At 68.8% G+C, this 24,214-nt stretch carries 17 protein-coding genes; 8 read left to right on the top strand and 9 right to left on the bottom strand.

The window, feature by feature from the left end; all coding sequences use genetic code 11:
- Positions 1–4 precede the first annotated feature (4 nt).
- Positions 5–1,447: an aldehyde dehydrogenase family protein gene (locus tag L880_RS0113280; RefSeq protein ID WP_027476099.1), complete on the top strand. Its 1,443-nt coding sequence runs from the start codon at positions 5–7 to the stop codon at positions 1,445–1,447.
- A gap of 107 nt (positions 1,448–1,554) precedes the next feature.
- Here the strand turns inward: L880_RS0113280 and L880_RS0113275 are convergent, their stop codons facing one another.
- The 3 genes from L880_RS0113275 to L880_RS0113265 all read right to left on the bottom strand — a co-directional run bounded on the left by L880_RS0113275 (position 1,555) and on the right by L880_RS0113265 (position 4,193).
- The gene (locus tag L880_RS0113275; protein WP_027476098.1) at positions 1,555–2,031 is read right to left on the bottom strand and encodes an Lrp/AsnC ligand binding domain-containing protein; all 477 of its coding nucleotides are present in this window, start codon (positions 2,029–2,031) and stop codon (positions 1,555–1,557) included.
- An 89-nt stretch (positions 2,032–2,120) separates the two neighbouring features.
- Positions 2,121–3,446 (bottom strand): branched-chain amino acid ABC transporter substrate-binding protein, encoded by a 1,326-nt coding sequence (locus tag L880_RS0113270; protein ID WP_157462858.1) that lies wholly within the window; start codon positions 3,444–3,446, stop codon positions 2,121–2,123.
- Between the two features lie 93 nt (positions 3,447–3,539).
- Positions 3,540–4,193 (bottom strand): TetR/AcrR family transcriptional regulator, encoded by a 654-nt coding sequence (locus L880_RS0113265; protein WP_027476096.1) that lies wholly within the window; start codon positions 4,191–4,193, stop codon positions 3,540–3,542.
- Between the two features lie 171 nt (positions 4,194–4,364).
- Between L880_RS0113265 and L880_RS0113260 the strand changes: the two genes are divergently transcribed.
- From L880_RS0113260 to vapC, 4 genes are all read left to right on the top strand, one after another.
- Positions 4,365–5,996, top strand: coding sequence for an AMP-binding protein (locus L880_RS0113260; RefSeq protein WP_051443291.1), 1,632 nt, complete (start codon positions 4,365–4,367; stop codon positions 5,994–5,996).
- A gap of 75 nt (positions 5,997–6,071) precedes the next feature.
- Positions 6,072–9,335, top strand: a complete 3,264-nt coding sequence (locus tag L880_RS0113255) for a carboxyl transferase domain-containing protein (protein ID WP_027476094.1) — start codon at positions 6,072–6,074, stop codon at positions 9,333–9,335.
- Positions 9,336–9,467: 132 nt separating this feature from the next.
- A complete protein-coding gene (gene vapB, locus L880_RS0113250; protein ID WP_027476093.1) occupies positions 9,468–9,701 on the top strand; it encodes a type II toxin-antitoxin system VapB family antitoxin in 234 nt (77 codons plus the stop codon).
- Positions 9,701–10,114, top strand: a complete 414-nt coding sequence (gene vapC, locus L880_RS0113245) for a type II toxin-antitoxin system tRNA(fMet)-specific endonuclease VapC (protein ID WP_019575777.1) — start codon at positions 9,701–9,703, stop codon at positions 10,112–10,114. Before vapB ends, vapC begins: the two co-directional genes overlap by 1 nt.
- An 8-nt stretch (positions 10,115–10,122) precedes the next feature.
- Here the strand turns inward: vapC and L880_RS0113240 are convergent, their stop codons facing one another.
- The 4 genes from L880_RS0113240 to L880_RS0113225 all read right to left on the bottom strand — a co-directional run bounded on the left by L880_RS0113240 (position 10,123) and on the right by L880_RS0113225 (position 13,561).
- On the bottom strand, positions 10,123–10,899 hold the full coding sequence (locus L880_RS0113240; RefSeq protein WP_027476092.1) for a crotonase/enoyl-CoA hydratase family protein: 777 nt from the start codon (positions 10,897–10,899) through the stop codon (positions 10,123–10,125).
- Between the two features lie 91 nt (positions 10,900–10,990).
- Positions 10,991–11,311, bottom strand: a complete 321-nt coding sequence (locus L880_RS0113235) for a high-potential iron-sulfur protein (protein ID WP_027476091.1) — start codon at positions 11,309–11,311, stop codon at positions 10,991–10,993.
- Positions 11,312–11,555: 244 nt separating this feature from the next.
- The gene (locus L880_RS0113230; protein WP_027476090.1) at positions 11,556–12,194 is read right to left on the bottom strand and encodes a response regulator; all 639 of its coding nucleotides are present in this window, start codon (positions 12,192–12,194) and stop codon (positions 11,556–11,558) included.
- Positions 12,195–12,199: 5 nt separating this feature from the next.
- Complete coding sequence (locus L880_RS0113225) at positions 12,200–13,561, bottom strand: HAMP domain-containing sensor histidine kinase (protein WP_027476089.1); 1,362 nt, start codon at positions 13,559–13,561, stop codon at positions 12,200–12,202.
- A gap of 255 nt (positions 13,562–13,816) precedes the next feature.
- On the opposite strand from L880_RS0113225, the gene L880_RS0113220 reads away from it, so the two are divergent.
- Complete coding sequence (locus L880_RS0113220; protein ID WP_043329463.1) at positions 13,817–15,925, top strand: TonB-dependent receptor family protein; 2,109 nt, start codon at positions 13,817–13,819, stop codon at positions 15,923–15,925.
- Between the two features lie 185 nt (positions 15,926–16,110).
- On the opposite strand, the gene L880_RS0113215 is transcribed toward L880_RS0113220, so the two are convergent.
- Complete coding sequence (locus L880_RS0113215) at positions 16,111–17,862, bottom strand: PQQ-dependent methanol/ethanol family dehydrogenase (RefSeq protein ID WP_027476087.1); 1,752 nt, start codon at positions 17,860–17,862, stop codon at positions 16,111–16,113.
- 514 nt (positions 17,863–18,376) lie between these two features.
- Between L880_RS0113215 and L880_RS0113210 the strand changes: the two genes are divergently transcribed.
- Positions 18,377–20,437, top strand: coding sequence for a 4Fe-4S binding protein (locus tag L880_RS0113210; protein ID WP_425389185.1), 2,061 nt, complete (start codon positions 18,377–18,379; stop codon positions 20,435–20,437).
- Complete coding sequence (locus tag L880_RS0113205; protein WP_027476085.1) at positions 20,434–21,456, top strand: FAD:protein FMN transferase; 1,023 nt, start codon at positions 20,434–20,436, stop codon at positions 21,454–21,456. Before L880_RS0113210 ends, L880_RS0113205 begins: the two co-directional genes overlap by 4 nt.
- A 77-nt stretch (positions 21,457–21,533) precedes the next feature.
- Here the strand turns inward: L880_RS0113205 and L880_RS0113200 are convergent, their stop codons facing one another.
- Complete coding sequence (locus L880_RS0113200) at positions 21,534–24,125, bottom strand: TonB-dependent receptor (protein WP_027476084.1); 2,592 nt, start codon at positions 24,123–24,125, stop codon at positions 21,534–21,536.
- Positions 24,126–24,214: the final 89 nt, after the last annotated feature.

Below are 24,214 nucleotides of genomic sequence, written 5' to 3'. Positions count from 1 at the left end.
CCCCATGACCGTACAAAAGCACCTCCAGTTCTACATCGATGGTCAGTGGGTGGACCCCGCCGTGCCCGCCATACACGAGGTCGTCAACCCCTCCAACGAAGAGGTCTGCGCCCAGATCAGCATGGGCAGCGCCGCTGATGTGAACCAGGCGGTGGCGGCAGCGCGACGCGCCTTTGCAAGCTACTCGCAGACCACGCGCGAAGAGCGCCTGACCCTGCTGGGCCGGGTGCTGGAGGTCTACCAGAAGCGCTACGGCGACATCGTGGCCGCCATCTCCCTGGAGATGGGCGCGCCCCTGTGGCTGTCCAAGGCCGCGCAGGCGGCGATGGGCGTGGCGCACCTGGCCACGACCCTTGAGGTCTTGAAAAACTTCCCGTTCGAGCAGCTGCAAGGCAGCACCGCGATCGTGCACGAGCCCGTCGGCGTGGTCGGCATGATCACGCCCTGGAACTGGCCCATCAACCAGATCCTGTGCAAGGTGGCACCGGCGCTGGCGGCGGGCTGCACCATGGTCCTCAAGCCCTCCGAGGTGGCGCCGCTCAATGCCCTGCTGATCGCCGAGGTGCTGCATGAGGCGGGCGTGCCGCCCGGCGTGTTCAACCTGGTCAACGGAGACGGCCCGTCCGTGGGCGAAGCGCTGTCGGTGCACCCCGACATCGACATGGTGACCTTCACGGGCTCCACCCGCGCCGGCATCGCCGTCGCCAAGGCGGCCGCCGACACGGTCAAGCGCGTGGCCCAGGAACTGGGCGGCAAATCGGCCAACATCGTGCTGGAAGATGCCGACCTGGAGCGGGCCGTCACGCAGGGCGTGCAGGCGGTGCTGATGAATTCGGGGCAGAGCTGCAATGCGCCCACCCGCCTGTTCGTGCCGCGCGCCAGGCAGGCGCAGGCCATGGCCCTGGCCAAGGCCGTGGCCGTGGCCGAGGCCACCCCGGTGGCCGACGCGCTGACCGAGGGCATGCACATGGGCCCGGTGGCCAGCCAGGCGCAGTTCAGCAAGATCCAGGGCCTGATTCAAAAGGGCATCGACGAAGGGGCTACCTTGGTCGCCGGCGGCACTGGCCGGCCCCAAGGGCTGAACAAGGGCTTTTTCGTCAAGCCCACGGTGTTCGCCGATGTGCGCAATGACATGACCATTGCGCGAGAAGAGATCTTTGGCCCGGTCCTGGTCATCATCCCGTACGACAGCGAAGACGATGCCATCCGCATGGCCAACGACACGCCGTACGGGCTGTCGGGCTATGTGCAGTCGGGCAGCCTCGACCATGCGCGGCGCGTGGCCCAGCGTCTGCGCACGGGCATGGTTCATCTGAACGGGGCGGGCCCCGACCCGGCGGCGCCCTTTGGCGGCTACAAGCAGTCGGGCAACGGGCGCGAGTGGGGCGAGCACGGCTTCCGGGATTTCCTCGAGGTCAAGGCCATCATGGGGGCCGTGGCGCGCTGAGCCCGCCCCCGTCCAGGGCGCTGATGCCTGGGGATGGCATGGGCACCGGCGCGATGGGGGCATCCATATCAAGCACGCCCGACGCCGGCCTGGTCACCCTGGCGGCCCTAGAGCAGCTTCAGGTGGGTGGTGTTCTTCACCTCTTCCATCACTGCGTAGGTGCGTGTCTCGCGCACCCCCGGCAACTGCCACAGCACCGTGCCGGCAAACGACCGGTACGAGGCCATGTCGGCCATGCGGGTCTTGAGCAGGTAGTCGAATCCGCCGGCCACCATGTGGCACTCCATGATCTCGGGGCGCACCTGCACCGCGGCCTGGAACTCTTCAAACACATGGGGGGTGGTGCGGTCCAGCAGCACCTCCACAAACACCATCATCCCGGCCCCGAGCTTGAGCGGGTTGAGCCGCGCCTCGTAGCCCAGGATGTAGCCCTCGCGGGTCAGGCGCTGCACCCGGGCCAGCACGGCAGTGGGTGACAGGGCCACGGACTCGGCCAGTTTGAGGTTGGAGATGCGCCCGTCTTCCTGCAGCACTTGCAGGATGCGCAGGTCGATGCGGTCGAGGTCGGTGGGGGTGTCGCTCATGGTCGGGGGCGTGCTGGGCAGGCCCCGATTGTGCGTCGTCTCAAGCCACCTCAGACCATCTCAAGCCGCTTCAGGCGCCAGCCCCGCATTCATTGCGGGCGTGTCATGCGGCATTCGGTGCCCTGGGCCAGCTCGTTGCCGGTGTACATCGCATCGGTGCGGAAGCCATAGTTCGTGCCTTCCCAGCCCACCTTGACGGTCTTGCCGTCGACCGGCGCGATGGTGTTGACCACCTGGGGCAGCAGGGCCTGGTGGTCTTCGCCGCGCATGCGCACCGGGCCCACAGGGGTGTCCAGGGTCAGGTCTTCGAGCGAACGGGCGATCTTGACCGCGTCCAGCGACTGCGCCTTCTGGATGGCTGCGGCCAGGAAGCGCGGCGTCATGTCGATGCGGGGCGCCAGAAACTCCTTGCCGGTGCGGGCCTTGTAGGCCTTGGCCAGGGCGTCGACCCGGGGTGTGCCGGCCTCACCGGGGTGCCACTCGGCCACCCAGGTCAGCTGGCCCAGCTTGGCCTGCGACACGGCCAGCACGGTGCCCGGGATCGAGCCCGCGCTGTGGTTGAAATAGCGCAGCCCATAGCCGGCATCGCCCGCCGCCTTGAGCAGCAGCGTCATGTCCTGGCCCCAGTTGCCGGTGATCACCGAGTCGGCACCCGCGGCCTTCATCTTGGCCACATAGGGCGAAAAATCCTTCACTCGCCCGATCGGGTGCAGGGTCTCGCCCACGAACTGGATGTCGGGCCTCGCCAGGCCCACCAGCTCCTGCCCATAGTGCGCCCACTGCTTGCCGTGGGCGTAGTCCTGGTTCAGCAGGTACACCTTCTTGACCTCGGGCATCTTCTTGATGGTGTTGGCAATGGCCTTCATCTTCATGGCCGTGTTGGCCTCGAACTGAAAGTGCCAGAAGTTGCACGATTTGCCGGTCAGGTCGGGGTCGATGGAGGAGTGGTTCAGCACCAGCACCGCTCGATCGGGGTTGCGCTCGTTGTGCTTGGCCGCGGCCTGCACCAGCGCCGCCACCACCGACGAGCCCGAGCCCCCGGTGACGATGGCGCGGGCGCCTTGGTCGATGGCCGATTGCAGCGCGCTCAGGCTTTCCTGGGCCGACAGCTTGCTGTCGAACTGCAGCAGCTGCAGCTTCACCGGGCCCTGGCCAGCCACGGCGATGCCGCCCTTGGCATTGATCTCTTCGATCGCGAACTGGGTGTGGGTGAGCATCAGCTCGCCCACATTGGCAAACGGCCCCGACAGCGGATCGATGTAGGCCACCTTGAAGCCGACCTCGCCCGGCGCGGCCTGGGCGTTTGTGGTGAGGCCAGCCAGCAGCAGGGCTGCGGCACTGAGCACGTGGCGGCCATATTGGTCATGTCGGCCAGATCGGCCAGATCGGCCAGATCGGCACGGGGGATGGTTCATGGGTGTCTCCGGTTTGGGGTGTGAAAGGGCGACCCGGCGGGCCGCCTGAAGGAATCCATCCGCCCGGCTGTTCTCATGCAGCCCCCCGCATGCTCAGGTGGCGGCCGTGCCGCGCCGGCGGCTGCGCCGCAGGCCCAGAACGCGCCAGGCCAGCGGGGCCAGGGTCTGCACCAGCTCCTCGGGGCCCATGCGGCCATCGGGGCGGTACCAGTTGTACAGAAAGCCGGGCAGGCTGCAGGCCGCCAGGGCGGTGATGCGGGTCTCGTCGAAATCGAACATGCCTTCGCTGCGCCCCTGCTCCAGCAGGGCGCACAGCCGGTCGTAGAAGTGGTTGGCCAGCTTTTTCTGGGCCACCAGGTACTCGGGGCGGTAGACCTGCGGCTCGCGGTAGGGGAAGAAGGCCGCCGGGTAGTGCGCCAGCGTGGCGCGGATCAGCCGTTCGATGCCTTCGGTCACCTTTTCATGCGCGGGGCGCGGGTCGTCGGCGGCAAAGTCCATGCTGGTGAAGCAGGCCACGGCCGGGCGCCAGGACAGTTGCTCGAAGATCTCGAGCTTGTTGTGGAAGTAGTAGTAGACGAAAGGCTTGGTCACCCCCAGGCGCTGGGCGATCTGGTCGATGGTGGTGTTGGCATAGCCCTGCTCGGCGAACAGGCCTTCGGCGGCGCGCAGGATGCTCTCGCGCTTCTCGTCGGTGCGGGCGGTGTCGGCCTTCTGGCGGCCACGGGGAGGGGTTGATTTTTTGCTCATGGCCAGATTTTGCCTGTCGCGCCGGTTATACCTTTGGGTAGCATTGTTCTACCTGACGGTATATATTGGCAAGCCGCCGATGGGGGTTCAGTCCTATCGCAAACCCTGATGCATCGCCCGGGGCCGACCCCCCATGCCCCGGGCCATCCCCATAACACCCAAGGAGACACCATGGCCCCGACCGCCCAGACCGTGCAGACCCCCGCTGTTGCCGAACTCCCGCTGCACGAACACCTGCGTCGCCACGCCCGCGAGCGACCCGAGGCGGTGGCCTACCTCTGGTACGGGCGCGCCCTCAGCTGGGCTGAGATCGACCGTGCCAGCGACGCCTTTGCCGCGCGCCTGCAGGCACTTCAGGTGCAGCCCGGCGAGCCGGTGGCCCTGTTCCTGGGCAACTGCCCGCAGTACGTGGTGGCGCATTTCGGCATCCAGAAGATCGGCGCCATCGTCTGCCCCTGCGGCCCGCTCAACAAGGAGCATGAGCTCAGCTACCAGCTCAACGACCTGCGCGCCCGGGTCATCGTGGCGGCCGACAGCCTGCTGCCGGTGGTTGAAAAGGTGCGCGCCCAGACCGCCCTGCAGCAGGTCTTCATGGTGCGCCAGGCCGCCTGGCTGCCGACGGACCCGGCCCTCGATGTGCCGCCCGAGTTGCTGGCCTTGCGCGACGCCCCCCTGCCGCTGCCTGCGGGCTGCGAAGACTTCCAGGCCGCGCTCGACGCCGGCGGCCAGCCCGCGCCGGTGACGATCCGCCTCGATGATGTGGCCCTGATGACCTACACCTCGGGCACCACCGGCCTGCCCAAGGGCGCCATGCTGAGCTACGGCAACGCCTTGTTCAAGACCGCAGCCGCCTCGAACTGCAACGTGGTCAGCCGTGACGACGTGCTGCTGGCGATTGCCCCGCTGTACCACATCGCCGGCATGGTGATGGGCATCAACGTGCCGGTCTACACCGGGGCCACCACCGTGCTGCTGCAGCGTTTCGACCCGCTGGCCACGGCCCAGGCGCTGGCCCGGCACCGCGTCAGCTGGTGGTACAGCATCGCCCCCATGAACGTGGCGGTGATGCAGGTGAGCGGGGTGCGCGAGCTCGACTTCTCGGCCCTGCGCATGAACCCCGTCACCAGCTTCGGCATCACCTTCACCGAAGCGCTGGCGCGCCAATGGCAGGGCCTGGCCCCGAACTGCACCAGCTTCGAGGCCGCCTACGGTCTGAGCGAGACCCACACGGTCGACACCTACATGCCGCACGACGCCATCCGCTGGGGCGCGCACGGCAAGGCCGTGCCCGGCAACGAGATCCGCATCGTCGACCCCGAGACCGGTGCCACCCTGCCCCCCGGCGAAGTGGGCGAGATCACCCTGCGCAGCCCGGGCAATTTCAAGGGCTACTGGAACCAGCCCGAGGCCACCGCCAAGACCCTGCGCCAGGGCTGGGTCTGGACCGGTGACATGGGCCGGCTCGATGCCGACGGCTACCTCACCTTCATCGGTCGCTTCAAGGAGATGATCAAGGTCTCGGGCTACAGCGTGTTCCCCGAAGAGGTCGAAACCATCCTGATCAAGCACCCCGCGGTGGCCCAGGCCGCCGTGCTGGGCGTGCCCGACCCCGACAAGGGCGAGGTGGTGCGCGCCTTCATCGTGCGCAAGCCTGGCGCCACGCTCGAGGCCGCCGAGCTGCTGCAGTGGTCGCGTGAGAACATGGCCCCCTACAAGGCCCCGCGTGAGGTCCGCTTCATCGACGCGCTGCCCGCCACCGGTGCCGGCAAGGTGCTGCGCCGCCTGCTGCGCGACGTGGCCTGAACCCCTGATCCCCTGCTTTTTTGCGCCCTGGCGCATCCCTGTTTCAACCGGTCTGGAGCCCTTGTGAGCCATCCTGTGTTTTCCAAAGTCCTGGTCGCCAACCGTGGCGAGGTGGCCTTGCGCATCGTGCGCGCCCTGCATGAAATGGGCATTGCCAGCGTGGCCGTGCATGCCCAGGACGATGCCCACGCGCCCCATGTGCAGGCGGCCGACCAGGCCGTGGCGCTGACCGCCACCGGCCCGGCCGCCTACCTCGATGCGGCGGCCCTGATCGCCGTGGCGCGCGACACCGGCTGCCAGGCCGTGCACCCCGGCTACGGCTTTCTCAGCGAGCGTGCCGACTTCGCCGAGGCCTGTGCCCAGGCCGGCCTGCGCTTCATCGGGCCCGGCGTGGACACACTCAACACCCTCGGTGACAAGGCGGCTGCACGGGCCCTGGCCCAGCGCTGTGGCGTGCCGCTGATGCCGGGCAGCACCGGGGCCGTCACGCTCGAGGCGGCCCAGGCCTTCATGGCGGCCCAGCAGGGCGCGGGCGTGATGGTCAAGGCCGTGGGGGGCGGCGGCGGGCGCGGCATGCGCGCCGTGCAGCACCCCGACGAGCTGCCCGAGGCCTGGCTGCGCTGCCGCTCCGAGGCGCTGGCCGCCTTCGGGGTCGAGGGCGTCTATGTGGAGCGCCTCATGACCGGCGCCCGCCACATCGAGGTGCAGGTGCTGGGCGACGGCCACCAGGTGATGGCCCTGGGCGAGCGCGAATGCAGCGTGCAGCGGCGCTTTCAGAAGCTGGTCGAGGTGGCGCCCAGCCCTTCGCTCACGCCGGGCCTGCGCGCCGCCCTCACCGAAGCAGCCCTGCGCCTGGCGCGCGAGCTGCACTACCAGGGCCTGGGCACCTTCGAGTTCCTGGTCGACCTGGCCTCGGCGGACCTGCCCTTTGTCTTCATCGAGGCCAATGCCCGGCTGCAGGTCGAGCACACCGTCACCGAAGAAGTGACCGGCCTGGACCTGGTGCAGCTGCAGATCGCCCTGGCCGGCGGCCGCAGCCTGGCCCAGCTCGGGCTGGATTCGCTGCGCCCGCCTGAACCTCGCGGCTATGCCGTGCAGTGGCGCATCAACGCGGAAACCCTCAGCGCCGATGGCCAGGCCACGCCGGGCCACGGCACCCTGAGCCGTTTCGACCTGCCCACCGGCCCCGGCATCCGCATCGACACCCATGGCGTGGCCGGGGCCAGCCCCTCGCCGCATTACGACACCTTGCTGGCCAAGCTCATCGTCAGTTCGCGCAGCCCGGCCTTTGCCGATGTGTTGCGGCGCTCACAGCGCGCCCTGGCCGAGTGCCGCATCGAAGGCCTGGCCACCAACCTGGGCCTGCTGCAGGCCCTCGCGGCACGGCCCGAGATGGCCAGCCAGCAGATCCACACCCGTTGGCTGGAGCAGGTGCTGCCCGAGCTGCTGGCGGCCCTGCCCGTGGTTGCCACCCGCTCGCAGGCCGCGCCCGGCGAGTCACGCGCCAGTGCGCCCGCCTTGCCCGAGGGCGCGGTGGCCGCCCCCATGCCGGCGCGCCTGGTGCAGTTCCATGTGGCGGTGGGCGATGTGCTGCCCGCCGGCGCGCCGCTGGCGGTGCTCGAGGCCATGAAGATGGAGCACGTGCTGCAGGCCCCGCAGGCCGGCCGCGTGCTGGCCCTGGCGGCGGTGCCGGGCGACTACCTGAGCGCGGGCCAGGCGGTGCTGGTGCTCGAGCCGGTGGCCGGCGAGCTGCAGGCCCAGGCCGTGCTGCAGACGCTCGACCCGGACCACATCCGCCCCGATCTGCAGCGCGTCATCGACCGCCACGCCCACACCCTCGACCAGAACCGCCCGGCGGCTGTGGCCAAGCGCCACGCCCAGGGCGGGCGCACCGCCCGCGAGAACATCGCCGACCTGTGCGATGCCGACAGCTTCATCGAATACGGCGCACTGGCCATTGCCGCCCAGACCCGCCGCCGCAGCCTCGAAGACCTGGTGGCCAACACCCCGGCCGACGGCATGGTGACGGGCATCGGCAGCGTCAACGCAGCGCAGTTCGGCCCCGAGCGCTCGCGCGCCGTGGTCATGGCCTACGACTACACCGTGCTGGCCGGCACCCAGGGCATGCGCAACCACCACAAGACCGACCGCATGCTGGCGCTGGCGCACCAGCTGCGTCTGCCCGTGGTGCTGTTTGCCGAGGGCGGCGGCGGGCGCCCGGGCGACACCGACATGCCCATCGTGGCCGGCCTCAACAACCACACCTTCAGCCGCTTTGCGGCCCTGTCGGGCCAGGTGCCGGTGGTGGGCATCGTGCACGGGCGCTGCTTTGCCGGCAATGCCGCCTTGCTGGGCTGTGCCGATGTGATCATCGCCACCGAGGCCAGCAACATCGGCATGAGCGGGCCGGCCATGATCGAGGGCGGCGGCCTGGGCGTGTTCAAGCCCGAGCAGATCGGGCCCAGCGGGGTGCAGTCGGCCAATGGCGTGATCGATGTGCTGGTGCGCGACGAGGCCGAAGCCGTGGCGGTGGCGCGTCAGTACCTGTCGTATTTCCAGGGCCCCGTGGCGGGCTGGGCTGCGCCGGATCAGCGGCTGCTGCGCCATGCCGTGCCGGAAAACCGCCTGCGCGTGTACGAGGTGCGCGAGGTGATGCGCGGCCTGGTCGACGAGGGCTCGCTGCTGGAGCTGCGCGCGGGCTTTGGTGCCGGCATGGTGACGGCGCTGGCGCGCATCGAGGGCCGGGCCGTGGGCCTGATCGCCAACAACCCCAAGCACCTGGGCGGCGCCATCGATGTGGAGGCCGCCGACAAGGCGGCCCGCTTCATGCAGCTGTGCAATGCCCACGGCCTGCCCATCGTCTCGCTGACCGACACCCCGGGCTTCATGGTCGGGCCCGACATCGAGGCCCAGGCCCAGGTGCGCCATGTGTGCCGCATGTTCGTGGTGGCGGCCCACCTCAGCGTGCCCTTTTTTGCCGTGGTGCTGCGCAAGGGCTACGGCCTGGGCGCCCAGGCCATGACGGCCGGCGGCTTTGATGCGCCGGTGTTCACTGTCGCCTGGCCCACGGGCGAGTTCGGCGCCATGGGCCTGGAAGGGGCCGTGCGCCTGGGCTTCCGCAAAGAGCTGGAGGCGGCGCCCGCCGGGCCCGAGCGCGAAGCGCTGTTCAAGCGCCTGGTCGATCAGCAGTACGCCAACGGCGAAGCCATGAACATGGCCGCCACGCTGGAGATCGATGCCGTGATCGACCCGGCCGACACCCGCAGCTGGCTGCTGCGCGGCCTGGCCTCGGCCACCCAGCAGCCACGCCAGCCGGGGCGGTTTGTGGACACCTGGTGATGCTCTCGTTGCGGGACTGCCGCCACTGAAAATAGGTGGGCCTCGGTAGTCCGGTAGGGTGGCGCGCCCGCTGAATTGTGAGCATCGAAAGTGCGCTATACAATAGCTATATACGTCTTTGAGGAGGTATGTATGTCCATCGGCACCGTGTTCATCAACAACCGTACCCAGGCTGTCCGCCTGCCACTGGATGTCCGCCTGCCTGAAGGTGTTCACAAGGTCGTGATACGAGTCAAAGGCAACGAGCGAATCATCGCTCCCCTGGGGCAATCTTGGGACAGCTTTTTTCTCGGCGGCCCCCCCGTCAGTGACGACTTCCTGCCCGAACGTGCAAGTCAGCAGCAGGCTGAGCGGGAAGACCTCTGATGTTGCGCTACCTGCTGGACACCAACATCGTCATCTACGTTCTGAAGCGACGCCCTGTCGAGGCGTTGTCAACATTCAATGCCAATGCAGGTCGCATGGCCATCTCTTCCATCACCTTGGCCGAGCTCTTGCACGGTGCGGAAAAGAGCAGCCGGGTGAGTGAGAACCTGTCCGCTGTCGAAGATTTTTGCAGCCGTTTGGAAGTCCTGCCTTATGGCGCCAGGGCCGCGCAGCATTACGGCGCCATCCGTGCTGCGCTGGAGAAACTCGGCCAGCCCATCGGCGTGAACGATCTGCACATTGCAGGCCATGCACGCAGTGAAGGCCTGGTGCTGGTGACGAACAACACGTCGGAGTTCGAGCGTGTGCCTGCGTTGGCGCTGGAGAACTGGGTGTCAACGCCCAAGCGTTGAAAAGGCGCTCAATCCTGAAAGCGCCCGTGCCGCCCAGCCCCTTGCGCAAAGCGGGCCGCGCCGGCCTCGCCCTCGGCGGCCACCAGGGGCACGCCCAGGCGGCCTTCCTGGCGCAGCGCCTCGTCCAGTGGCAGGTCCCATTGGGCGTAGGCCGAATGCCGGTCGGTCAGCATGCATTGCTGCGGAAAGGCGGCGATCTCTCGCGCCAGGGCCTGCGCCACGGCCAGGGCCTGGCCGGGCGGCGTGACGCGGTTCACCAGTCCCATCGCCAGGGCCTCGGCCGCGCTGACGGGGCGCCCGGTCAGGATCAGGTCCAGCGCCCGGCCCATGCCCACCAGGCGGGGCAGGCGCACGGTGCCGCCATCGATCAGGGGCACGCCCCAGCGTCGGCAGAACACGCCCAGCGTGGCCTCTTCATCGGCCACGCGCAGGTCGGCCAGCAAGGCCAGCTCCAGCCCACCGGCCACGGCATAGCCCTGGATCGCGGCAATCATGGGCTTGCTCAGTGCCATGCGGGTGGGCCCCATGGGTCCGCTGCCCCCGCCTTCGGGGGCGAGCTCGTTGCGCCGCGCCGGGTCGCTCACGGCGGCCAGATCGGCCCCGGCGCAAAAATGGCCGCCCGCACCCGTCAGCACCGCCACCCGCAACGCGGGATCGGCCTCAAAGCATTCAAAGGCGTCGCGCAACTCGGCGGCCACCACGCCGTCGACGGCGTTGCGCTTGTCCGGGCGGTCCAGGGTGATGGTGCAGATCGGGTCGGCGGCTTCAAAGCGGACGCTGGGCATGACGGGTCTCCTCGGGTGTGGCCGCCATGGTAGGCCGCCTCGGGTCGCCCTGCCAGGCGTCAAACCCCGACGCCCGCCTCGCCCTGACGCCTCAGCCCGGCGCCTTGTTCCAGGCCGAGCACCAGCCGTTGCCGGCCACGTGCTTGCGGCCGAACATGGCGCAGCCACCCCATTCATCGGTGGGCTTGCCCTGGTAGAACGAGCAGTTGTGGCAGCGCTGCTGCGGGGTGTGCTGGGCGTACTTCTTGGCATCCACGTGCTTGGTGTCGTGCTTGTAGCCCAGGGCCATGGCCTGGTCGCTGGCTTCGTCCACATGGGCGCCCGCCTGGGCCTGGGCGGCGCTGCTGGCGAGGGCGGTGCCTGCCACGGCAAGGTGGCAGATGAACTGGCGGCGGTTGCTGGATGCGGTCATGGATGTCTCCTGTCAGGGGGCGGGAATGCCGGTGGCTTCCCCGTTGTTGGGATGCCCTGCTTTTTGCAACACGCGTGCCAGGCCCTGCAGGCCGGGTGTCGGGCCCTGCCAGGGGCGCTTGGCGCCCCCTCTGTGACAGATCTGACCCCGGATGTGTGTCTTGGGCCTGTCGTGGCCTGTTCGCGGTGTGCCAGGCTGGAGCAGGCGGGCAGGGGCTTTCCCTGGGGCCTGCCGGTGGAGCGGCTCAGCTGCCCACGTCGATCAGCCCATGGCGCAGGGCCAGCAGGGTCATCTCGGCCTGGTTGCTCAGGCCCAGCTTCTGTTTCACGTTGTAGAGGTGGGTGCCCACGGTGGAGGCGCTGAGCTTCAGGGCCTCCGAGATCTGGGCCACCGACTGGCCACGCGCCAGCTGCATGAAGACCTCGAACTCGCGCGCCGACAGCTGGCCCACCGGGCCCAGCGGCCCCTGCGGCCCACCGTCCAGGTCTTGCATGGCCATGCGCTGGGCGATGGCCGCGTCCAGGTAGCGCTGGCCGCGCGCGATGCTGCGCAAGGCGTCGATCAGGGCCTCGGGTGCGCTGCGTTTGGACAGGTAGCCCAGGGCCCCGGCCTGCAGGGCGCGGCGCGAGTGGCTGGTGTCCTCATGGGCCGACAGCGCCAGGATGCGCAGTTGCGGCTGGTGCGCCAGCAGCCGCTTGATGGCCTCCAGCCCGCCCATGCCGGCCATGGACAGGTCCATCACCACCACATCGGGCGCGGCGGCGGCCACGCCCTGGCAGGCCGCCTCGCCGCTGTCGGCCTCGGCCACCACCTCGATGTCGGGCTCGGCCTGCAGCAGCAGCTTGAACCCCATGCGGACCACGGCGTGGTCATCCACCAGCATCACCCTCACGCGCCATCTCCCTTCAGGCCCGCGCGTGGCAGCCGGGCGCGCAAGGCCAGGCCGCCCGTGGGGCGTTGTTCAAACACCAGCTCGCCGCCCAGGGCCTGGGCGCGTTCGCGCATGCCGGCCACGCCGTAATGGCGCGGCGCGTGCAGGGCGTCCAGCTGCCCCTGCCCGTCGTCGGCCACCCACAGCAGCACGCTTTGTGCCTGCACCGTCACCGCCACCTCGATGTGCCGCGCCTGGGCGTGGCGCTGCGCATTGGTCACGGCCTCCTGCACGATGCGGTAGGTCGCGCTGGCGGTGGCTTCGTCCAGGCTGTCCAGCGGGCCCTCCAGGCGCAGTGAGAACTGCAGGCCTGGGTGGCTCTGGCGCCAGTCGCCCAGCAGGTCTTGCAAGGCGTCGCTCAGCCCGAAGGGCTCGAGCGCCAAGGGCCGCAGGCGGGCCACCAGCCTGTGCATGCCCTCGTAGATGTGGTCGGCGCAGCTCAGCACCAGTTGCGCCGACTGGTTCAGCGCCGGGTCGCCGGGGCCGATGCGGCGCTGGATGGTCAGGCCCGCGCTCTTGATGGCCGTGATCTGCTGGCCCAGTTCGTCGTGCAACTCGCGGGCGATGGCCCCGCGCTCCTCTTCGATGCGGGCGTGCACCAGCTGGGCCAGTTCGCGGCTCTCGGCCAGGGCCTGGCGGGCCTCCTGGGCGGCGCGCTGGGCCTCGGCCTTGTCCTGCACCGCCTGGGCCATGCGGTTGAAGGCCTGGGCCACCAGGCGCGGCTCGTGCCCGCCGCGCTCGGGCAGGCGGATCGCGTAGTGCCCGCCCTCCATGGCGCGCAGGCCCTCGGCCACCTGCTGCAGCGGCTTCAGGGCGCGGCCCATCAGGGCCCACACCGCGGCGTTGGCCAGGGCAAAGCCGGCCAGCACCCCACCCAGCGTGGGCAGCAGGTCGTCCCAGCCGTCGAGCACCGCGCGAGAAGGGTCGGCATACAGCACGATGCGGCCGCTGGGCAGGGCAATCTCACGCGGGGCCAGGGGCGGCGACACCAGCCGGGTGTACCAGCCCGGGGCCTCGCGCCCGGGCTTGTAGGGCGAGGGGGGCGAACGGTACAGCTGCTGGCCCAGCGCATCAAACAGCTGGATGTCGTTGGCGCGCACCCGGCCCACGCCATTGAGGAACTCGCGCATGCCGTCCAGGCCGCCATAGCCGTACACCCAGTTCACCCGGCCCAGCAACTGGCTGGCCACCACGTTGGCGCCCTCCACCTCGTCGCGCACGCTGCGCCGGGTGTTGTCGATCTGCAGGCCCACCAGCAGCGAAGCCATCAAGCCCAGCAACACAGTGATGATCAGGTTCACTTGCAGGCGCAGGCTCATGGGGGCGCGCTCCGGGTGGGGCAGGGGGCGGGGTTCGGCATATCGCTGATGCTAGCGCCCATGGGCACTCGGGTTTGCCCGTAGCGGCGGCCATTTCATGAAAATCATGAGCCCCAAATACAGATCCCACCGATGGCGCCGGGGGCGCTGATTGCGCACACTGGGTTCCCAAGCAGCGGGCTGTCTCCGCTGCATGGCCTTCACCGATTGTTGAACCTGCCCATGTCCTCTTTTTGCCCGCCCCCTCATCTTCTGTTGCCCTCCCGATTCCGTTGCACGGCCACGGCCGGTGCCGCCCTGTGCTGCTGCCTGTTGGCGGGCGGCGCCGCCGCGCAAAGCCTGTCCGATGTGGTGGTCTCGGCCAGCCGCGCCGAGCAGAAGATCATGGACACCGCGGCCTCGGTCAACCTCGTCTCGCGCGAGCAGATCCAGGAGGGCCAGGCCCAGGCCAACCTGTCGGAGTCGCTGGTGCGGGTGCCCGGCCTGTATGCGCTGAACCGCCAGAACTACGCGCAGGATCTGCAGATCTCCTCGCGCGGCTTCGGCGCCAACTCCACCTTCGGCGCGCGCGGCCTGCGCATCCTGGTCGACGGCATCCCCGGCACCGTGGCCGACGGCCAGGGCCAGATCTCGCACATCGACCTGGCCTCGGCCGACCACATCGAGGTCTTGCGCGGGCCGTTCTCGGTGCTGTATGGCAATGCCTCGGGCGGCGTGATCAGCGTCTTCACCGAAAAAGGCCAGCCCGGCCTGCAGCTCACGCCCTACTATGAAACCGGCTCCTACGGCCTGCGCAAGTACGGCCTCAAGGCCACGGGCGAGCAAGACGGCATCAACTACGTGCTCAACACCGGCAAGCTCGAAAGCACCGGCTACCGCCAGCACAGCGCGGCCACGCGCGACAACAGCAATGCCAAGCTGGGCTTTACGCTCTCCACCGGCACCCAGGTGCAGCTGGTGGCCAACCAGGTCGACCTGAGCGCGCAAGACCCGCTGGGCCTGACTGCCACCCAGCTGCAGCAGAACCGCACCCAGGCCGGCAACTTTGCCCTGGCCTACGACACCCGCAAGACGGTGCGCCAGACCCAGGGCGGCATGGTGCTCACCCACGCCTTCGATGCCAGCAACAGCCTGGTGATCTCGCCCTACTACGGCGAGCGCAAGACCCAGCAGTTTCTCGCCGGCTCGGCTGTCTCGGGCGTCACGCCGGCCAGCAACGGCGTGATCAACCTGGCCCGCACCTTCTATGGGCTGGATATGCACTGGCAGCAGAAGACCACGCTCGCCGGCCTGCCCTTGCAATGGGTGGCCGGGCTGGACAGCAACCGCAACAACGACCGCCGCCTGACCGCCAACAACGTGGCCGGCCAGGCCCAGCTCAGCACGGCCAGCAACCAGGACCTGAGCCAGTACGCCAGCAACCTCGACACCTACCTGCAGGCCGAGCTGCGCCTGGGCGAGCGCGACACCGTGAGCGCCGGCCTGCGCCACTCCAGCACCGAGCTGGGCTCGCAAAGCAACAACAAGCAGCCCGGCACCGGCCTGAGCCGCTTCCGCGCCACCACCGGCATGCTGTCGTGGCAGCACTACCTGCGAGACGACACCAACGTCTATGTGTCGTATGGCAGCGGCTTTGACACCCCCACGCTGAACCAGTTGGCCTACACCCCGGCCGCACTGATCAACAGCAGCGTGGCCAACACCGGCAACTTCAGCCTGCAGGCGGCCAGCACCCATCAGATCGAACTGGGCCTGAAGGCCGAGCTGGCCCAGGGCGTGCGCGGGCAGGCCGCGCTGTTCTCGTCCAAGACCAGCAACGACATCGTGATCGCGGCCAGCAACAGCGGACGCACCGCCTTCATGAACGCGCCGCGCACCCGCCGCCAGGGCTTCGAGCTCAGCCTGGCGGCCGAACTGCCGTGGCAGCTGCGCTCCAACACGGCGCTGAGCTTTTTGAGTGCCACGGTCGATCAGGCCTACACCAGCTACGCCGCCGCCACCCCGGTGCTGATCGCCGCCGGCCGGCGCCTGCCCGGCGTGCCTGCGCGCAGCCTGTTCACCGAGCTGGTCTGGCAAAAGCCCGACCGGGCCTGGGAGGCCGGCGTCGAGGCCCGCCTAGTGGGCAACATGGCCGCCTCCGATGCCAACACCGCGTTCGCGGGCGGCTACGGCGTGCTCAATGCGCGCGTGGTGGCGCGCCAGCAAGTGGGGGCCTGGCAGCTCACCGAGTTCCTGCGCGTGGACAACCTGGCCGACCGTCAATACGTGGGCTCGCTCATCGTCAACCAGGCCAACAGCCAGTTCTACGAACCGGCCCCGGGGCGCAACTGGGTGATGGGCGTGAAGGCCGTGCTGAAGTTCTGAGCGGTATCGACGATGCGCCACCTGTGTGCCCCTGGAAAATGCCCCCCCACACTCCCTCGCTGCGCGTGGTCGCTGCACCCCATGGGGGGGGCATCTTGGGGCGCCCCGGCGATGAAAAACGCCGCGGCGGGCCCCGGAGATCGGGGCCCGCCGCGGCGCGGGTGGCACAGGCTTGGCAGCCCGGCTTACTTGGCGTCAGCCAGCTTGAACACCCACACGCTGCCGCCTTGCTCCAGGAAGTTCACGCGCTTGGCCACGTCGCCGCCCCACAGCGGCACCGCACCACCCCAGCCCGAGACCACGGCCACAAACTGCTGGCCGTCCTTCTGCCAGGTGACCGGGGGGGCCACCACGCCCGAGCCGGTCTGGAACTGCCACACCACCTTGCCGGTCTTGGCATCGGCGGCCTTCAGGAAGCCCTCCGGCGTGCCCCAGAACACCAGGTTGCCGGCGGTGGTCATCACGCCACCCCACAGCGGGGCGTTGTTCTTGACTTCCCACATGATCTTGCCGCTCTTCGGGTCCACCGCGCGCAGCGCGCCGATGTAGTCCTCGTTGAGGGGCTTGATGGTGAAGCCGGCACCCAGGTAGGCCGCGCCCTTCTTGTAAGCGATGGGCTCGTTCCAGATCTCCATGCCCCATTCGTTGGCGGGCACGTAGAACATCTTGGTGTCCGGGCTGTAGGCCATGGGCATCTGGTTCTTGCCGCCCAGGAAGCCGGGGGCGGCGAACACGGCGCTGCCCTTCTTGCCGTCGGCACCGGCGGTCGGGTCGCCCGGGCGGTTCTCAGGCACGAAGTTCGGGCGGCCGGTCTTCAGATCGATGCCATTGGCCCAGGTGGTCTTGCGCACGAAGGGGAAGGCATTGACCAGCTTGCCGGTGGTGGCGTCGTTCACATAGAAGTAGCCGTTGCGGTCGGCCTTGCCGCCCACGCGCTTGCCATCCATGTCGAAGGTGATGAATTCGTTCACCCCGTCGAAGTCCCAGGCGTCGTTGGGCGTGTTCTGGTAGTGCCACTTGATCTGGCCGGTCTTCACGTCGATGGCCACGGTGGAGCTGGAGAACAGGTTGTCGCCCTTGCGCAGGTGGCTGTTCCAGGGCGCGGGGTTGCCGGCGCCGAAGTAGGCCAGGCCGGTGCGCTTGTCGTAAGTGCCGCCCAGCCAGGTGGCTGCGCCGCCGGTTTTCCAGAGGTCGCCGGGCCAGCTCTTGTTGGTGTCGCCCGAAACGCCGTTCTCGGTGGCCTTGCCGTCTTTGTCGTAGGTGTAGCCCATGTGGCCTTCCACCGTGGGGCGGGTCCAGACCAGGCGGCCGGTCTTGGCATCGCGCGCTTCGACGCGGCCCACCACGCCGAACTCACCGCCCGACACACCGGTCAGCAGCAGGCCATTGGCCACGATGGGGGCGGCCGTGGCCGAGTAACCGGCGCGGTAGTCGTCGATCTTCTCTTTCCAGACCACTTCGCCGTTGTCCTGGTTCAGGGCCACCAGCTGGGCGTCCAGCGTGGCGAAGATCACCAGGTTGTCGAACAGGGCGGCGCCGCGGTTGACCACGTCGCAGCAGGGCATGATGCCTTCGGGCAGGCGGTGCTCGTACTTCCAGAGCTTCTGGCCGGTGGCGGCATCGAGCGCGTAGATGCGCGAGTAAGAGGCCGTGACAAACATCTTGCCGTTGTGGATCACAGGCTGTGACTCCTGGCCGCGCTGCTTCTCGCCGCCGAAGGAGAAGCTCCACGCCGGCACCAGGCGCTTCACCGTGTCGGTGTTCACCTGCTTGAGCGGCGAGTAGCGCTGGCCCTCGTTGCCCATGCCCCAGGTCAACACCTCTTTGGTGTCACCGGCGGCGTTGTCCACCATCTCCTGCGTCACCACGGCATGTGCTGCCTGGTTGCCGACGCCCATGCCCACGGCCATCAAAGCGGCCAACAATTTCAGTTTCATCTTGATCTCCTCGTTGTACTCATCCTGGGTGAAACGACATGTACCCGGCGGCCTTCTCCGCAATATGCGTACCAGTCCTTTCACGCTCGGCGGGCAGCGCTTTCGGCTCCGTGGAAACCCGGGTGGCGCGGGCCCGAAACCTGCATTGAAAACAGCGATTGCTGATCGTGCCGAAGCCCCGGAATGCGGGATTTTTTCCCTTGCAGAGCGGGGTTTTCAGGGGCGGGCCCCCTTGGATGGCGGCCAGGTTCGGTGTGGGCCTGCCGCGACGCCGGCTGGGTGCGGTGCAGCATGACAAAGAGCCCCTCCAGGGCTCCGTGAATACCCGGAGAGCTGTACCAGAATGAATCGATGGCCTTGTCGCGACTGTTGCAGTCGTCCGCGTGTCACAGCCGCCGTGGCGGGCCTGTCGCGCTCCGTGAAAACCCGCAAGCCCGGTGCCTGGAGGGGGCTGTGGCCCTGGCTTGCCAGCCTGTTGCTGTGGGCCCTGGCCGGCCTGGCCCAGGCCGGCGTGATGGACCGCGCCGCGATGGAGAAGGCCTTTCCCTCGCCCCTCATCGTGGGTGAGAAGGCAAGCGACCTGCCGGTCTGGCCCATCCTCAAGCAAGACGCCACCGCGACCCCGGTGGTGGCCTATGCCTTCGAGTCGATCGACCTGGCGCCCTTGCCCGGGTTCTCGGGCACGCCCTTCAACCTGTTGGTGCTGCTCGATGCCAAGGGCCGCTTCGTGGATGTGCGCGTGCTGTCGCAGCACGAGCCGGTGTTTCTCGACGGCCTGGGCGAGGCGCCCATGCATGCCTTCGTCGAGCAGTACAAGGGCCTGTCGCTGACGCAGAACATCCGCATCGGCGCGCCGCAAGGCCGGGGCGACCGTTCGGGCAGCAATGTCAGCATCGACGGGGTGGCCAAGGCCACGGCCTCGGTGCGCATCCTCAACCAGTCGCTGCTGTCGGCCTCGCTGAAGGTGGCGCGTGCCCGTCTCGGCTTTGGCGAGGGGCGCGACCCCGATCTGATCGCCCACATCCGCCCCGGCGTGTTCCAGCCGCTGGACTGGGCCGGCCTGCAGAAGGCGGGGCTGGTGGTGAGCCGGCGCTTTCTCAATCGCGACATCGAGCAGGCCTTTGCCGGCACCGTGGGTGAGGGCCAGGATGCCCAGGCCCTGGCCCGCCCCGAGGAACGCTTTGTCGACCTGCACTTTGCCTGGCTCAGTGTGCCGGCCGTGGGGCGCAACCTGCTGAGCCCGGCCGACTGGGAGGCCCTGAACCGCAGCATCGAGCCCGGCGACCACGCCTTGCTGCTGCTGGCCGAGGGGCGCTATTCGATGCTGGGTGACGACTTTGTGCGCGGCGCCGTGCCCGATCGCCTGACCCTGCAGCAGCAGAAGCTGCCGCTGGAGATGCGCGACCTCGACACCGACCTGAAGCAGCCCCTGCACCTGCCTGAGGCCTTGAAGGGCGCGGAGTGGCGGGTGTTCCGCGTCATCGGTGCGGCCGGGCTGGACCCGGCCCAGCCGCTCGATTTCGGCCTGCAGGTCACGCGCAGCAAGGGCGCCATCTACCCCGAGAAGGTGCGGCGCAGCTTCGACTTCTCCGTGCGCCTGCCCGAGGCCTACGTGGAGGCCGGGGCCAGCGACAGCAAGACCTGGCACAGCATCTGGATCAGCCGCGCCTGGGAGCTGGCGGTGCTGGTGCTGGCCCTGGCGGTGCTGGCGGTGGTGCTGAGCCGCCCCGAGCGCCTGAGCCGGCACCCGCAGCGCCTGCGCTGGTTTCGCAACGGCTACCTGCTGTTCACCCTGGGCTTCATCGGCTGGTTTGCCCAGGGGCAGCTGTCCGTCGTCAACCTGACGGCCCTGCTGCAGGCGCTGCTGGCGCGGCGCAGCCTGGACTTCTTCCTGTACGACCCCATGACCGTGTCGCTGTGGGCCTTTGTGGCGCTGAGCTTTGTGCTGTGGGGGCGCGGCACCTTCTGCGGCTGGCTGTGCCCCTTCGGCGCCCTGCAGGACCTGAGCAGCCAGCTGGCGCGCCGCCTGGGCCTGCGGGCGCGCAAGGTGCCCGAGCGCTGGGACGCCCGGCTCAAGCGCATCAAGCACGCCGTGCTGATCGTCATCCTGCTGAGCGCCTGCCTGTCGGTCACCTGGACCGATCGCCTGGTCGAGGTCGAGCCCTTCAAGACCAGCATCACGCTCAACTTCGTGCGGGCCTGGCCCTATGTGCTGTGGGCGCTGGCGCTGGTGGGCTTCAGCGCCTTTTTCTACAAGGGCTACTGCCGCTACCTGTGCCCGCTGGGGGCGGGCATGGTCTGGCTCGGGCGGCTGCGCCGCTTCGACTGGATCGCCCGGCGCAGCGAGTGCGGCCAACCCTGCCAGCGCTGCCGCAGCGATTGCGCCTACCAGGCCATCGAGCGCAGCGGCCGGGTGGACTACGACGAGTGCTTTCAGTGCCTGGACTGCGTGGTGATCTATGAGAGCGACACCTTGTGCGTACCCCGCATCCAGCAGCAACGCCAACCGGGCCGCGCCCGCGTGATCCGCGTCACCCCTTTGCCGCCGATGTCGATTCAGGAGGAGACAACATGAACAAGCGCGTTTTCTTGCAGACCAGCCTGGGGCTGGGGGCCACCGGCATGCTGGGCCGGGCCTTTGGCGCCGAGCGGCGGGCGCCGCGCCGCTTTGCCAGCGATCTGGCGCTGGAGGGCCTGGTCTGGCGAGACCGGTCGATGGTGGCCTTGGGCACCGTGCTGTCCTTGCGGGTGGCCCACCGCGACGGCGAGCAGGCCGACGCGGCGCTGGACGCGGCGGTGGCCACGCTGCGCCACATCGAGTCGCAGATGAGCCTGTTCCAGCCCGACAGCGCCTTGCGCCGCCTGAACCGCCACGGGCGGCTGCGCCAGCCCGACGCCGATCTGCTGCAGGTGCTGCAGTTGGCGCAGCAGGTGTCGGCACGCAGCCAGGGCAGTTTCGATGTGACGGTTCAGCCCCTGTGGGAGGCCTTCGAGTCGGCCGGCCGAGAGGGGCAGTTGCCCAGCGCCCAGGCCGTGTCGGAGGCGCGTGCCAAGGTCGACTGGCGGCAACTGCAGCTGGATGCGCAACAGATCAGCCTGGGCGTGCCGGGCATGGCCGTCACCCTCAACGGCATTGCCCAGGGCTACGCGGCCGACCGGGTGCGCGCCACCTTGCGCGAGCATGGCATCGAGCATGCCCTGATCAACACCGGCGAATGGGCCGCCCTGGGCCGGCCCAATGCGCAGCGCGGCTGGGTGCTGGGCATTGCCAACCCGCGCGACGAAAGCGCCATGCTGACCCGGCTGGCCTTGGGTGGGCGCTGCATCGCCACCTCGGCCGACAACCAGACCACCTTCAGCGCCGACCGCCGACACCACCACATCTTCGACCCCCACACCGGCTACTCCCCCACCGGCCTGGCCGCCGTCACCGTGGCCGCATCCTCGTGCGCGCTGGCCGATGCCCTGACCAAGGTGATGTTCGTGGCCGGCTTCGAGGGCGCGCTGCAACTGGCCCCGCAGTGGGCGGTGGATGTGCTGGTGGTCGACAAGGCCGGCCGCTGGCAGGCCACGCCGGGTCTGGTGCAGGTGTGAGCCTGAGCTGAACCGGCCCCATCGCCGGCATGCTCGTCGGGCCGCGACGGCGGCCTTGTCGACTGCGCCCAGGCCCCTCAGTTCGTGGCGCGCCCCCCGAAGGTATACGTCAAGCTGACCCACAGGGCTTGCGGTGCGGCCGGGGTGATGAACTGCTGGGTGGCCAGGGTGTAGACGCTGCGCAGGCCCGACATGCCGTAGGTGGCGTATTGCTTGTTCAAGGCATTGCTCAGGTGGGCGTTGAGTTGAAGCTCCGGGCTGAGGCGCCAGTGGGCGTCGAGGTTGAGCACGCCGTAGCCCGGCACCGTGCCGCCCGGAGTCTGGTTGCTTTCGTTGCCGTGGGCGACCTGCGAGCTGGCCAGGATCAGCTGGCTGCCCAGCACCAGGCTGGCGCTGGCCTGGTAGCTGGCGCGCAGCTTCAGAGTCTGGCGGGCGATGCCCGGGATCCGGTTGCCGCTGACCACGTTCTGGCCGCTGGCCGTGGTGAAGGGGGTGCGGTAGCGGGCATCGACCAGGCCGTAGTCGGCCGCCAGCGTCAGGTCCTTGAAGCGGGTCTGGGCGCCCAGCTCCAGCCCGCGGCGTTCGGTGTTGCCCACGTTGGCAAAGTAGCCCAGCGAAGACGAGGTGGCGATGAACTGGATGTCGTTGCTCAGCCGCGTGTCATAGACCGCGGCGTTCCAGCGGCTGGATTCGCCCAGGCGGCCGCGGGCGCCGAACTCGACCGTCTTGGCCACCACGGGCTTGAGGTCGGGGTCGCCATTGAAGCCGGTGGGCAGGGCGCAGGGGCTCTTGGGGTCGGCGCAGGACAGCTCGATCGAGGTGGGCGCCCGCATGGCTTCGCTGTACTGGCCGAACACCCCGGTGCTGCGGTCCAGCGGGTAGTTGAAGCCGAACGAGGGGTTGAAGCGCTGGTAGTGGTGCTTGCCATTCAGGCTGTGCGACTCGGGCCCGGCCACGGCGCCGGCCGGGATGCCATTGGCCGCGGGCTTGGCGCCGCTGGCGGTGGTGTTCGAATACTGGTAGGCGCCGAGGTAGGCGGGGTTGTAGTAGCTGACGCCACTGACCGTGTCGGTCCAGCTGTAGCCGCCGTCATCGTTGAGGTACTGGTTGCTGGTGCCGCTCTGGTTGAGGATGGTGGCATTGAAGCTGCCGGCGGCCGTCAGGCTCAGGCGCTCGCTGGCCTGCCAGGTGTTGCTCAGGTAGGTGCTGAACTGGTGGGTGGTGGAGACCAGGTTCACCGAACCCAGCACATTGGAGCCGCTGAAGCTCAAGGGGTTGCTGGCCGAGGGGGCCTTGCCGTCGGCGGTGAAGCCATAGCTCTGGTTGGGGGTCTGCACGGTCTGGTAATCGACCAGGCGGGCCAGGGTGCGGGTCTGGTCGTAGGTGATGCGCGCGCTGTCCCAGCTGGCACCGATCTGCAGGGTGTTGTCGCGCCCCAGGCGTTGCTGGAAGTCGGACCACTGCACGCTGCTGCCCCAGCCCTGCTGCCGCGTCAGCGATTCGACCACGCTGGTGTTGATGCTGCTGGTCCAGCGGGCAAAGCCCAAGCCCTGGGCGGCGGCCGAGGTGACGGCATTGGTGGCCGTGCCGTGGGGGGCCTTGTTGCCGCATTTGGGGCTGCCGCCCGACAGGGCCAGGCTGCCATCGTCGTTGAGGCAGCCGTCGTCGAGCTCGGCATTGCTGTTCACATTGCGGCTGCGCCCCTGGCGCAGGTAGAACTGGCCGCTGATCTGCTGCTCATCACTGAGCCAGTGGCTGCCTTTGAGCTTGGCCATGAACAGCTGGTTGGCCGTGCTGTCGGGCCAGGTGTAGGCGGCGCTGGGGTTGGCCATCATGTCCATGGGCAGGGCCTGGGTGCCGTTGAGCACGGTGTCGGCCGCGGTCAGCGACAACTCCAGCCGCGTCTTGCCGCCGTTGCCCTGCCAGCGGGTCTTGCCGAACAGCTGGCGCACCTCGGAGCTGGAGTGGCTGCGAAAGCCGGCCTGCCTGTCCCAGTTGCCGGCGATGAAGTGGTCGGTGCCCAGCGCCGCGTCGGCCCAGCCGGTCTCGAAGCGCAAGGCTTTGCGCTGGAAGGAGCCGCCCTGGGCGGTGATCGAGGTGCCGGCGTTGTCCTGGCCGTTCTTGGTGTTGACCACCAGGGCCCCGCCCAGGGTGTTGAGCCCGAACAGCGGGTTGGAGCCCGGCAGCACATCCACGCCCGCGATGGCGTTCACGGGGATCAGGTCCCAGTTGACGATGGAGCCGAAGGGCTCGTTCATGCGCACGCCGTCGAAGTAGACCGACAGGCCCACCGGTGCGCCCAGCAGGGACGAGGCCTGGAAGCCGCGGTAGTTCACATCGTTCTGGTAGGGGCTGCCGCTGCCATTGCTCACGCTGACCGAGCCCAGGTTGTTGTTGAGCAGCTCGGCCAGGTTGCTCGCGCCCTGGGCCTCGGCCTCCTGGCCTGTGATCTTCTGGGCATTGGCCGGCACCTGCGCCAGCGGCACGCCGATGCCATCGATGGGCGTGCTGCCCACCACGTTGACGGTGCTCAGCTGGGCCACCTCCAGGGTGTCGGCGGCCCAGGCCAGCGATTGAAAGCCCAGGGCGCACAGGGCCGAAGTCAGCACGCGCAGGCGCAGGGGGTGGGAGGCTTGAAAGGGGCGTTGGGGCAGGCGCAGGGTGTTCACGGCGGTTCTCTTTGTTGTGGGGCCGGGGTCGCTCGCCTCTTGAAAAACGGCGGGCGCCAGGCGGCTTGTCTCCAGGGCTGAAAGTTAGC

This window comes from Curvibacter gracilis ATCC BAA-807 (assembly GCF_000518645.1).
GTDB lineage: Bacteria > Pseudomonadota > Gammaproteobacteria > Burkholderiales > Burkholderiaceae_C > Curvibacter > Curvibacter gracilis.
This window is presented reverse-complemented; position numbering and strand designations above follow the sequence as displayed.

Excerpts from the sequence above, each read along its gene's own strand:
- L880_RS0113270 (WP_157462858.1), bottom strand. The coding sequence starts at position 3,446 with ATGAACCATCCCCCGTGCCGATCTGGCCGATCTGGCCGATCTGGCCGA.
- L880_RS0113235 (WP_027476091.1), bottom strand. The coding sequence starts at position 11,311 with ATGACCGCATCCAGCAACCGCCGCCAGTTCATCTGCCACCTTGCCGTG.
- L880_RS0113230 (WP_027476090.1), bottom strand. The coding sequence starts at position 12,194 with ATGCTGGTGGATGACCACGCCGTGGTCCGCATGGGGTTCAAGCTGCTG.
- L880_RS0113280 (WP_027476099.1), top strand. The coding sequence starts at position 5 with ATGACCGTACAAAAGCACCTCCAGTTCTACATCGATGGTCAGTGGGTG.
- L880_RS0113210 (WP_425389185.1), top strand. The coding sequence starts at position 18,377 with ATGGACCGCGCCGCGATGGAGAAGGCCTTTCCCTCGCCCCTCATCGTG.
- L880_RS0113260 (WP_051443291.1), top strand. The coding sequence starts at position 4,365 with ATGGCCCCGACCGCCCAGACCGTGCAGACCCCCGCTGTTGCCGAACTC.
- L880_RS0113265 (WP_027476096.1), bottom strand. The coding sequence starts at position 4,193 with ATGAGCAAAAAATCAACCCCTCCCCGTGGCCGCCAGAAGGCCGACACC.
- vapC (WP_019575777.1), top strand. The coding sequence starts at position 9,701 with ATGTTGCGCTACCTGCTGGACACCAACATCGTCATCTACGTTCTGAAG.
- L880_RS0113240 (WP_027476092.1), bottom strand. The coding sequence starts at position 10,899 with ATGCCCAGCGTCCGCTTTGAAGCCGCCGACCCGATCTGCACCATCACC.
- L880_RS0113275 (WP_027476098.1), bottom strand. The coding sequence starts at position 2,031 with ATGAGCGACACCCCCACCGACCTCGACCGCATCGACCTGCGCATCCTG.
- L880_RS0113225 (WP_027476089.1), bottom strand. The coding sequence starts at position 13,561 with ATGAGCCTGCGCCTGCAAGTGAACCTGATCATCACTGTGTTGCTGGGC.
- vapB (WP_027476093.1), top strand. The coding sequence starts at position 9,468 with ATGTCCATCGGCACCGTGTTCATCAACAACCGTACCCAGGCTGTCCGC.
- L880_RS0113205 (WP_027476085.1), top strand. The coding sequence starts at position 20,434 with ATGAACAAGCGCGTTTTCTTGCAGACCAGCCTGGGGCTGGGGGCCACC.
- L880_RS0113215 (WP_027476087.1), bottom strand. The coding sequence starts at position 17,862 with ATGAAACTGAAATTGTTGGCCGCTTTGATGGCCGTGGGCATGGGCGTC.